Origin of the sequence: Mycobacterium sp., assembly GCF_040509115.1 — a bacterium.
Lineage (GTDB): Bacteria > Actinomycetota > Actinomycetes > Mycobacteriales > Mycobacteriaceae > Mycobacterium.
On sequence record NZ_JBEVLO010000388.1, the window covers coordinates 1 to 10008 of the forward strand.

The following is a 10008-nucleotide window of genomic DNA, read 5'->3' on the forward strand; positions in this document are numbered from 1 at the left end:
AGTTGGTCGTCTCGTCGCGCCGGACCTCCCGGCGCGACGGGTCCAACGACAGCGATCCGGCCTTGAGGATGGCGGGCCGCTGGGGTGCCGAGCGTCGCACCAGGGCACGCAGCCGCGCCACCAGCACGATGAACGAGAAGGGTTTGGTGAGATAGTCGTCCGCGCCCAGCTCGAATGCATCGGTCTGGTCGTAGTCGCCGTCCTTGGCGGTGAGCATCAGTACCGGAGTCCACACGTCCCGGGAACGCATGCGCCGCAACACTTCATAGCCGTTGAGCCCGGGCAGCATGATGTCGAGGACGATCACGTCGAAATCGTTCTCGCAGGCCAGGGCTAGTCCGTCGACGCCGGACGCGGCGTGGACCACGGTGAACCGCTCTGCGCGCAGACCGATCCCCAGCGTCGAGGCAAGGAGTGGTTCGTCTTCGACGATCAGGACCTTCATGTCTTTGGGCATTCTCTTCGCTGTTCAGTGATCACTCGTCGGGGACGGGAGCGTCCGGCGCAGGCCTGCGGCGAAGCTTCTCGACGTACTCGCGATATCTGTTGCGGGCCACCAGAACCGCGCGCAGGTCGTCGATCAACGGGTCGAGGAATTGCGCGCGGTACTCGCCGTCGCCGACCGAGCGGGCGCTGACGTACATGAACGTCAGCGCGCCGAGGAACATCGCCACGTGGATCAGGGCCTGCGGAATCGGCAGCGTCATGCCCAGCCACGTTCCCTGCCAGTCGCCGTCGACGGTCAAGCGCTGCAACAGCTGCGGAGTCAGGGCCAGCATGCCCATGACGAGGAAGATCACCGCCGTCATCGCGGCGACGACGGCGATCTGCACGAACTGCGACACCGCGACGACGAACACGACGTTCGTCCGCTCGCCTCTCGACAACGGCGTGACGACGAAACTCGCCGGACCGGGATCGGGCATCGCTTCGAACGGGGTGTCCAGGAGCTGCTCGACGTCGCGCTCGCGCGCCGCCGAATCGGCCAGCACGGGTTTGACCCGGTCGACGATGCCGGTGAACGTGAACGTTCCTGCCACGCCGACCATGAACAGGATCAACAGCCAGATCCGAGGCCGGCTGATCGTCGTCGCCATCGACCACACCGGGCCGTTGAAGAACACCAGCACCGTCAGCAGGAGCACCGGAAGCGCCCTGGTGAACAAGCCGCCAACGGACTTCAGGTGCACCAGCGTCAGTCGAATCGACCAGCCGAGGACCGACCCGACGCCGATGCCATTGAGCGCCATGATGGCCGCCACCAAGATCACCGTCGAAATCAGCTCGGTGAACACCGCGAGTGGATCGCCCGGCGCGACGTCGACCACGACGCACACCGCCAGTGACACCGCGGCCACGATGCCGCGCCGGTTCGACATCCGCGACACCGCCCACCCCGTTGCCAACGCCACCGGAACCGAAATGAGCAGGACGGCGATGATGACGAGTTCCCCAGGGGTCGGATTGTTGTCGATGTCGATGTCGGCGTCACCGGAGATCAGCGAGATGATCCGGACGGCCGCGAACAACACGGCCAGAGAGGCCAGGGCGGGGGTGCTTCGCCACCACAGTCGACGCCACCTGGCGCGGGGGGTCAGCACCGACGGCAGACCGTGCCTCAGGAACCACTGCTCGGCGGCCACCCGGTCGGCGACGTTGGTCTCGTTCATCGCTGATGAGTGCACCAATCAACCGCGCTCACCGCAAGGCAACATGGGTTGTCTAGGCTTGCGCCATGCAAAGGATCATTGGAACCGAGGTCGAGTACGGCATCTCGTCGCCGTCGGATCCGACCGCGAATCCGATCCTGACGTCGACGCAGGCGGTGCTCGCCTACGCGGCGGCCGCGGGCATCCAGCGCGCCAAGCGGACCCGGTGGGACTACGAGGTGGAGTCACCGCTGCGTGATGCGCGCGGATTCGACCTCAGTCGCGCCAGCGGGCCGCCACCGATCGTCGACGCCGACGAGGTCGGGGCGGCGAACATGATCCTGACCAACGGCGCCCGGCTGTACGTCGACCACGCCCACCCCGAGTATTCGGCGCCAGAGGTCACCGACCCGCTGGACGCCGTCATCTGGGACAAGGCGGGCGAGCGGGTGATGGAGGCCGCCGCGCGGCACGTCGCGAGCGTGCCGGGCGCGGCGAAGCTGCAGTTGTACAAGAACAACGTCGACGGCAAGGGCGCCTCCTACGGCTCCCACGAGAACTACCTGATGAGCAGGCAGACGCCGTTCTCGGCGGTCATCGCGGGACTGACCCCGTTCCTGGTGTCGCGGCAGGTGGTGACCGGTTCGGGACGCGTCGGCATCGGGCCCGCGGGCGACGAGCCCGGCTTTCAGCTGACGCAGAGGGCCGACTACATCGAGGTCGAGGTCGGTCTGGAGACCACGCTCAAGCGCGGCATCATCAACACCCGCGACGAGCCCCACGCCGACGCCGACAAGTACCGCCGCCTGCACGTCATCATCGGCGACGCCAACCTCGCCGAGACGTCGACCTATCTCAAGGTCGGCTGCACGTCGCTGGTGCTCGACCTCATCGAGGAAGGGGTGGACCTCTCCGACCTCGCCCTCGCCCGGCCGGTATATGCCGTGCACGTCGTGAGCCGCGATCCGTCGCTGCGCGCCACCGTCGCGCTGGCCGACGGCCGCGAACTGACGGCACTTGCGCTGCAACGCATCTACCTCGACCGGGTGGCCAAGCTCGTCGATTCTCGCGATCCGGACCCCGCCGCGTCCCGCGTGGTCGAGACCTGGGCCAACGTGCTGGACCTGCTGGAGCGCGACCCCATGGAGTGCGCGGAGATCCTCGACTGGCCCGCCAAGCTGCGGCTGCTGGAGGGCTTCCGGCAACGGGAGAACCTCGGTTGGTCCGCGCCGCGGCTGCACTTGGTCGATCTGCAGTACTCCGATGTGCGCCTGGACAAGGGTCTGTACAACCGGCTGGTCGCACGCGGTTCGATGAAGCGTCTGGTCTCCGAACAGCAGGTCCTGGATGCGGTGGACAACGCCCCCACCGACACGCGGGCCTATTTCCGTGGGGAGTGTCTGCGCCGGTTCGGTGCGGACATCGCCGCCGCCAGCTGGGACTCGGTGATCTTCGACCTCGGTGGCGACTCGTTGGTGCGGATCCCGACGCTGGAGCCGCTGCGCGGGAGCAAGGCGCACGTCGGCGCGTTGCTCGACTCGGTGAACAGCGCCGCGGAACTCGTCGCACAGCTGACGACCTGACCGCCCGGCATTTTGGCAGTCGACCGGTAGGGTGGAAGAACCGGCGGGCCCCGTAGGTCCGCCTGACGAACGCAGGAGGCAGCGATGGCTCAGGAGCAGACCAAGCGTGGTGGTGGCGGCGGCGATGACGACGACCCCACTGGCAGTACTGCCGCTGGCCAGGAACGTCGCGAGAAGCTCACCGAGGAAACCGACGATCTGCTCGACGAGATCGATGACGTACTCGAAGAGAACGCCGAGGACTTCGTGCGGGCATACGTCCAAAAGGGCGGACAGTGACCTGGCCGCATAACGAACGGCAGTCACCCTTCCAACAGAATTCCGGAGTCTCCGGAGCGCACTCCCTTCCGATGGACATGTCGTCCTTCTCGGAATTGTTGCGCAGGCAGGCGCCTCATCTGTTGCCCGCTCACGGCTCGGTCGAGGACGTGGTGGTGAGCAATGCGCTTCCCCACGGCACCACGATCGTCGCCCTGAAGTACCCGGGTGGGGTTCTGATCGCCGGTGACCGCCGATCGACGCAGGGCAACATGATCGCCGGTCGCGACGTGCAGAAGGTGTACATCACCGACGACTACACGGCCACCGGAATCGCGGGCACCGCTGCCATCGCCGTCGAGTTCGCCCGCCTCTATGCCGTCGAACTGGAGCACTACGAGAAGCTCGAGGGCGTCGCGCTGACGTTCCCCGGCAAGGTCAATCGCCTGGCGATCATGGTGCGCGGCAATCTCGGTGCCGCACTGCAGGGGTTCGTCGCGTTGCCGCTTCTGGTGGGTTACGACCTTGCCGATCCCAATCCCGAGGCGGCGGGGCGCATCGTGTCGTTCGACGCGGCGGGCGGCTGGAACCTCGAGGCCGAGGGCTACCAGTCGGTGGGTTCGGGCTCGCTGTTCGCAAAGTCGTCGATCAAGAAGCTGTACACCAGGGTGACCGACGCCGACTCCGCGTTGGCGGTGGCCATCGAAGCCCTCTACGACGCCGCGGACGACGACTCGGCCACCGGTGGCCCAGACCTGGTGCGCGGGATCTACCCGACTGCCGTGATCATCGGCGCCGAGGGCGCCGAGGAGATTTCTGAGGAGCGCATCGCGGCACTGGCTCGCGAGGTAATTCAGAGTCGTTCGCGTTCAGACACTTTCGGACCTGACTCCGATTCCGATCCCGGGAGGGTGGAGTTGTGAGCTTCCCATACTTCATCTCGCCAGAGCAGGCGATGCGTGAGCGCTCGGAGCTTGCCCGCAAGGGCATCTCGCGCGGCCGTAGCGTCGTGGTGCTGATCTACTCCGGCGGCGTGCTGTTCGTTGCGGAGAACCCATCACGGTCGTTGCAGAAGGTGTCGGAACTGTACGACCGGGTCGGATTCGCCGCGGTGGGCCGGTTCAACGAGTTCGACAACCTGCGTCGCGGTGGCATCCAGTTCGCCGACACGCGGGGCTACGCCTACGACCGGCGCGACGTGACGGGTCGCCAACTCGCCAACGTGTACGCACAGACGCTCGGCACCATCTTCACCGAGCAGGCCAAGCCGTACGAGGTGGAGCTCTGCGTCGCCGAGGTGGCGCACTTCGGCGAGCCGAAGACACCGGAGCTCTACCGGATTACCTACGACGGGTCGATCTACGACGAACCCGAGTTCGTGGCGATGGGCGGCAACACCGAGCCGATCCTCACCGCACTCAAGGAGTCCTACACGGGGGACGCCGGGTTGAGCGAGGCCACCAAGATCGCCATCGACGCCCTCAAGTCGGGCATCGCGGAGAGCACCGGCAACGGGGCTGAGCCGCGCACCCTGGGGCCGTCGACGCTGGAGATCGCGATCCTCGACGCCAGCCGTCCGCGGCGTGCGTTCCGTCGCATCACGGGTTCGGCGCTGGAAGCCCTTCTGCCGGTTGAGGAATCGGGCACCACCAGCGAGTAGCGGTTAGTCGGTGACCTCGTCGTTGCGTCCGGTCGCGATCTCCTTGACCTTGTCGACCGAATGCGTGGCGATGTCCATCGAACTGGCCACGATGCCCTGGACGCCCTCGGAGACGTCGCCCTTGATGATGTGGCCCGCGCTCTCGACGATGTCCGCGGACCGTTCGACGGCGTGCGTCGCGATGTCCTTGACCGACTCGATCGCGTCCCTGGGGTTGAAGCCCATCGGATTCTCCTGTCCATGACGACTTTCGGACGACTGTAGACCGCTGGTCGCCGCGTGCACGTCGAGCAGCGGGGCCCCTGCCCATTGCCCTCGCCGTAACGCTCTGTCCGCAGGTCGATTACGCCCTGGCGATCTTCCCGAGCAGTGGCGGGTCGTCCGATTTCCCGATTTGCGCCGTCTAGCTGGGACAATGCAGAAGGCGTCGTGGGGGGCACGACACGCCGAAGGGGGAAGAATCCATGACCATCGTGAAACGAACACGGCAGCTTGCAGCGATCATGTTGCTCACCTGCAGTGCCGTCTCGATCACCAGCGGCAGTGCCTCGGCAGGGCCGCTGACCAGCGTCGACGACCTTCTCAGGGTGATCGCCCAGCGGTCCGACCAATTGCCTAGGGCCGACCTGGACGACCTCCTGACGCGAAGCCGAACCGTGCTGGTCCCCGTTGAGCAGGAACGGGGCACGGTCTTTGGGGACGTCATGGATTCGGCGTGCTTCATGAACGACTTGGTCGGCGATCAGGGGTGGGACGCGGCGAACGACTGGCTCGACAGCCAACCGCTGACGATCCAAGACAAGGCCACCATCCGAGTTCAAGCCCTCAAACTTGGACAGTCCTCCACCTTGTCCGACTATGGGCCCCCCGTCGCCGAGCTCATCTGCGAGGCGGTCTGACCGTGGTCGGTGTCCGTCGATCGGGCCACCTAGACCACCGTCAGTCGCCCAGGACCTCGGCCCAGCGCAACGCCGAGCCAAGCGGGTGTCGATACGCGGCGGACGTGCACCCCGTAAGCTCGACCAGGTGCAACGGCGAATCATGGGCATCGAGACCGAATTCGGTGTGACCTGCACTTTTCATGGCCACCGGCGGCTTTCGCCCGACGAGGTCGCCCGCTACCTGTTTCGGCGTGTGGTGTCCTGGGGGCGAAGCTCCAACGTTTTCCTGCGCAACGGCGCCCGGCTATACCTGGACGTAGGAAGCCACCCCGAGTACGCAACCGCGGAGTGCGACAGCCTCGTTCAGCTCGTCACTCACGACCGCGCCGGTGAGCGGGTCTTGGAGGATCTTCTCATCGACGCCGAACAGCGACTCGCCGACGAGGGCATCGGCGGCGACATCTACCTGTTCAAGAACAACACCGACTCCGCGGGCAACTCCTACGGCTGTCACGAGAACTACCTCATCGTGCGGGCGGGGGAGTTCTCCCGGATCTCGGACGTGCTGCTGCCATTCCTGGTCACCCGCCAATTGATCTGCGGCGCGGGCAAAGTGCTCCAGACGCCGAAGGCGGCTGCGTTCTGTTTGAGCCAGCGCGCCGAGCACATCTGGGAGGGCGTGTCCAGCGCAACCACCCGCAGCAGGCCCATCATCAACACCCGCGACGAACCACATGCCGACGCCGAGAAGTACCGCCGCCTGCACGTCATCGTCGGTGACTCCAACATGTGCGAGTCCACCACCATGCTCAAGGTCGGCACCGCCGCGCTGGTGCTGGAGATGATCGAGGCGGGCGTGCCGTTCCGCGACTTCTCGCTGGACAACCCGATTCGCGCGATCCGCGAGGTCAGCCACGACCTGACGGGGCGTCGCCCAGTACGTCTGGCCGGGGGCCGCCAAGCCAGTGCGCTGGACATCCAGCGCGAGTACTACAGCCGCGCCGTGGAGCACCTGCAGACCAGGGAACCCAACGCGCAGATCGAGCAGGTCGTCGACCTGTGGGGCCGCCAGCTCGACGCCGTGGAGAGCCAAGACTTCGCGAAGGTCGACACCGAGGTCGACTGGGTCATCAAGCGCAAGCTGTTCCAGCGCTACCAGGATCGCTACGACATGGAGCTCTCGGATCCCAAGATCGCCCAACTGGACCTGGCCTACCACGACATCAAGCGTGGTCGCGGCGTGTTCGACCTGCTGCAGCGCAAGGGGTTGGCTGCCCGGATCACCACCGACGAGGACATCGAAGCCGCGGTCAACGAGCCGCCGCAGACCACGAGGGCCAAGCTTCGCGGTGAGTTCATCAGTGCCGCACAGGCTGCGGGCCGTGACTTCACCGTCGACTGGGTGCACCTCAAGCTCAACGATCAGGCCCAACGCACGGTGCTGTGCAAGGACCCGTTCAGGTCCGTCGACGAACGCGTCAAGCGACTCATCGCCAGCATGTAAGCCGCAGGGGCGTCCTGGCCGGGTAGCCACGGGCCCTAAGCTCTCATGCGTGGGGATCTCAAAAGTCGAGCGCCTGATGAACCTCGTCATCGCACTCCTGTCCACCCGCACGTACATCACCGCCGAACGGATCCGCGAGACCGTGTACGGCTATGCGGAGAGCCCCAGTGACGAAGCGTTCTCGCGGATGTTCGAGCGCGACAAGAACGAACTGCGCGATCTCGGCATCCCACTTGAGACCGGCCGGGTGTCGTCGCTGGACCCCACCGAGGGCTACCGGATCAACCGGGAGGCCTACGCGCTTCCGCCCGTCGAACTGACGGCCGACGAGGCCGCCGCCGTCGCCATGGCCACCCAGCTGTGGGAGTCGCCGGAGATGGTCACGGTCACCCAGGGGGCACTGCTGAAGCTCCGGGCCGCGGGGGTGGACGTCGACGCGCCGGAGTCCGGCGTCGCGATCACCACGACCGCGGCCCTGCCCGGCCTGCGCGGCTCCGAGGACGTGTTGGGAATCCTGTTGGCCGCGATCGATTCTGGCCAGGCGGTCCGCTTCAGGCATCGTGCCTCCCGCAGTGAGCCCTACACCGATCGCACCGTGGAACCGTGGGGCGTGATCACCCACCATGGCCGCTGGTATCTGGTCGGCCACGATCGCACTCGCGAGGCGACCCGAACGTTCCGGTTGTCGCGCATCGATGCCGCCGTGCAGCCGGTCGGACCCAAGGGGGCGGTGAGCAGGCCGTCCGACGTCGATCTCCGCGAGATCGTGCACCGGGCCGTCGCCGAGTGGCCGCCGAGTGCCCAGGCCAGGGTGTGGGTCGCCGAGGGCCGCGGGACCGCGTTGCGGCGCCAGGCCGCGCTCACGGTGGTGCGCACACTCAACGGACGCAGCGGCGACGAGATCGCCATCGACATCGGCCGCCAGGACCGGTTGGCCCGCGAGATCGCCGGCTACGGCGCTGACGCCGTCGTGCTGGAGCCGAAGTCGTTGCGCGACGACGTGATTGGCAGATTGCGGGCTCAGGCGCGTGGGGGAGCGGGGAATGGCTCGGGAGGTGAAGATGTCTAGCGTGTCGACGAGGTTGATTCGTCTGCTCAACATGGTCCCGTACTTCCAGGCGAACCCGAGGATCACCCGGGCCGAGGCGGCGGCGGACCTCGGCGTGACCGAGCAGCAGCTCACGTCCGACCTCGACCAGTTGTGGCTGTGCGGGCTGCCCGGTTACGGTCCCGGCGACCTCATCGACTTCGAGTTCTCCGGTGACACCATCGAGGTGACCTTCGCCGCCGGGATGGATCACCCGCTGCGGTTGACCTCGCCGGAGGCCACGGCCATCCTGGTGGCGCTCCGCGCGTTGCTGGAGGTGCCGGGCATCGTCGATCCGGAGGCCGCGCGCAGCGCGATCGCGAAGATCGAGTCCGCGGCGGGCACTGCGACCGGCAACCGCGATGGTGCCGTGGCCGCCGTCGACGAGCCTGCGCCGATCGAGAGCGAGGCCGCTGCGGCGGTCCGCACCGCCGTACGGGAGCGTCGGGCCCTGTCGATCGACTACTACTCGGCGTCCCACGACACGCTGTCCACCCGCGTGGTGGACCCGATCCGCGTCGTCCTGGTCGCCGACCAGTCCTACCTGGAGGCGTGGTGCCGCTCCGCGGAGGGCGTCCGGCTGTTCCGGTTCGACCGGATCGTTGACGCGCGGCTGCTCGACGTCCCTTCGACGCCGCCACCACCGGCGGTGCAGGCACGGCCCGACACCTCGCTGTTCGATGCCGACCCGTCGCTGCCTGCGGCAACACTGCTGATCGATCGTTCGGCGGCGTGGATGTTCGACTACTACCCGCTGCGGGTGCTGCGGGAGCTGCCCGACGGCGCCTGCGAAGCGGCGATGACCTTCGCGTCCGAGGCGTGGATGGCCCGATTCGTTCTCGGCTTCGGTTCCGCGGTGCAGGTAATCGAGCCGCAGTCGCTGGCCGATCGGGTGCGGGAATCGGCGGCCGCCGCGCTGGAGGCCTACGCGGTCCGCACTATCGACCCGGACGAGTAGACTCGTCCCCAACGTCTGGAGGTAACCAAATTGGGCGGTCTACAACCGTGGCACTGGTTGATTGTCATCGCGGTGTTCGTGCTGCTGTTCGGTGCCAAGAAGCTCCCCGATGCCGCACGCTCGCTGGGCAAGTCGATGCGCATCTTCAAGTCGGAGATCAAGGAAATGCAGTCCGACGGCAAGGTCGACGACGAGGCAGCCAAGCCGGCTGCGTCGCCGACGCCCATCACCTCGGAGCGCGTCGAACCGTCGCCCGCGCCTGCGCCGCACCCCGAGCAGCGACCGGCCTGATCGACGCAACCCCCCGGCGCGCCGCGAGGCAGCGCCGCTGAGTGGTGCCCAGACGACCCGTGCAGACCCCCGGACTGTTCAAGAAGCTCGATCCGCGACGCCGCCGATCGAAGGCCAATCCCGACGGCACCATGTCG

Annotated in this window: 12 protein-coding genes; 9 read left to right on the forward strand and 3 right to left on the reverse strand. The window is 66.9% G+C overall.

All coding sequences use genetic code 11. The features are described from left to right. A partial coding sequence (locus ABW137_RS26740; RefSeq protein ID WP_526404501.1) for a response regulator transcription factor occupies window positions 1-445 on the reverse strand: 445 nt, incomplete at its 3' end. Between the two features lie 31 nt (window positions 446-476). Next, a complete protein-coding gene (locus tag ABW137_RS26745; protein WP_526404491.1) occupies window positions 477-1670 on the reverse strand; it encodes a hypothetical protein in 1194 nt (397 codons plus the stop codon). Window positions 1671-1735: 65 nt separating this feature from the next. Between ABW137_RS26745 and dop the strand changes: the two genes are divergently transcribed. The 4 genes from dop to prcA all read left to right on the forward strand — a co-directional run bounded on the left by dop (window position 1736) and on the right by prcA (window position 5150). After that, entirely contained in the window at window positions 1736-3232 is a 1497-nt protein-coding gene (gene dop / locus ABW137_RS26750) for a depupylase/deamidase Dop (RefSeq protein ID WP_526404492.1), read from the forward strand. A gap of 84 nt (window positions 3233-3316) precedes the next feature. Further along, window positions 3317-3511 carry a ubiquitin-like protein Pup gene (locus tag ABW137_RS26755; RefSeq protein ID WP_066830357.1) on the forward strand — a complete coding sequence of 65 codons (195 nt, stop codon included), beginning with the start codon at window positions 3317-3319 and terminating at the stop codon, window positions 3509-3511. After that, entirely contained in the window at window positions 3508-4413 is a 906-nt protein-coding gene (gene prcB, locus ABW137_RS26760) for a proteasome subunit beta (protein WP_526404493.1), read from the forward strand. The genes ABW137_RS26755 and prcB overlap by 4 nt, the downstream gene beginning before the upstream one ends. After that, window positions 4410-5150, forward strand: a complete 741-nt coding sequence (gene prcA / locus ABW137_RS26765) for a proteasome subunit alpha (RefSeq protein WP_526404494.1) — start codon at window positions 4410-4412, stop codon at window positions 5148-5150. The genes prcB and prcA overlap by 4 nt, the downstream gene beginning before the upstream one ends. 3 nt (window positions 5151-5153) lie before the next feature. Here the strand turns inward: prcA and ABW137_RS26770 are convergent, their stop codons facing one another. Continuing rightward, window positions 5154-5375, reverse strand: coding sequence for an Rv1893 family protein (locus ABW137_RS26770; RefSeq protein WP_526404495.1), 222 nt, complete (start codon window positions 5373-5375; stop codon window positions 5154-5156). A gap of 239 nt (window positions 5376-5614) precedes the next feature. Between ABW137_RS26770 and ABW137_RS26775 the strand changes: the two genes are divergently transcribed. The 5 genes from ABW137_RS26775 to tatA all read left to right on the forward strand — a co-directional run bounded on the left by ABW137_RS26775 (window position 5615) and on the right by tatA (window position 9871). Then, window positions 5615-6049, forward strand: a complete 435-nt coding sequence (locus tag ABW137_RS26775) for a hypothetical protein (protein ID WP_526404496.1) — start codon at window positions 5615-5617, stop codon at window positions 6047-6049. Between the two features lie 127 nt (window positions 6050-6176). Continuing rightward, window positions 6177-7535, forward strand: coding sequence for a Pup--protein ligase (gene pafA, locus ABW137_RS26780; RefSeq protein ID WP_526404497.1), 1359 nt, complete (start codon window positions 6177-6179; stop codon window positions 7533-7535). Between the two features lie 49 nt (window positions 7536-7584). Further along, on the forward strand, window positions 7585-8604 hold the full coding sequence (locus tag ABW137_RS26785; protein ID WP_526404498.1) for a helix-turn-helix transcriptional regulator: 1020 nt from the start codon (window positions 7585-7587) through the stop codon (window positions 8602-8604). Beyond that, on the forward strand, window positions 8597-9580 hold the full coding sequence (locus tag ABW137_RS26790) for a helix-turn-helix transcriptional regulator (protein ID WP_526404499.1): 984 nt from the start codon (window positions 8597-8599) through the stop codon (window positions 9578-9580). Before ABW137_RS26785 ends, ABW137_RS26790 begins: the two co-directional genes overlap by 8 nt. Window positions 9581-9610: 30 nt before the next feature. Next, window positions 9611-9871 carry a Sec-independent protein translocase subunit TatA gene (gene tatA / locus ABW137_RS26795; RefSeq protein WP_526404500.1) on the forward strand — a complete coding sequence of 87 codons (261 nt, stop codon included), beginning with the start codon at window positions 9611-9613 and terminating at the stop codon, window positions 9869-9871. Window positions 9872-10008 lie beyond the last annotated feature (137 nt).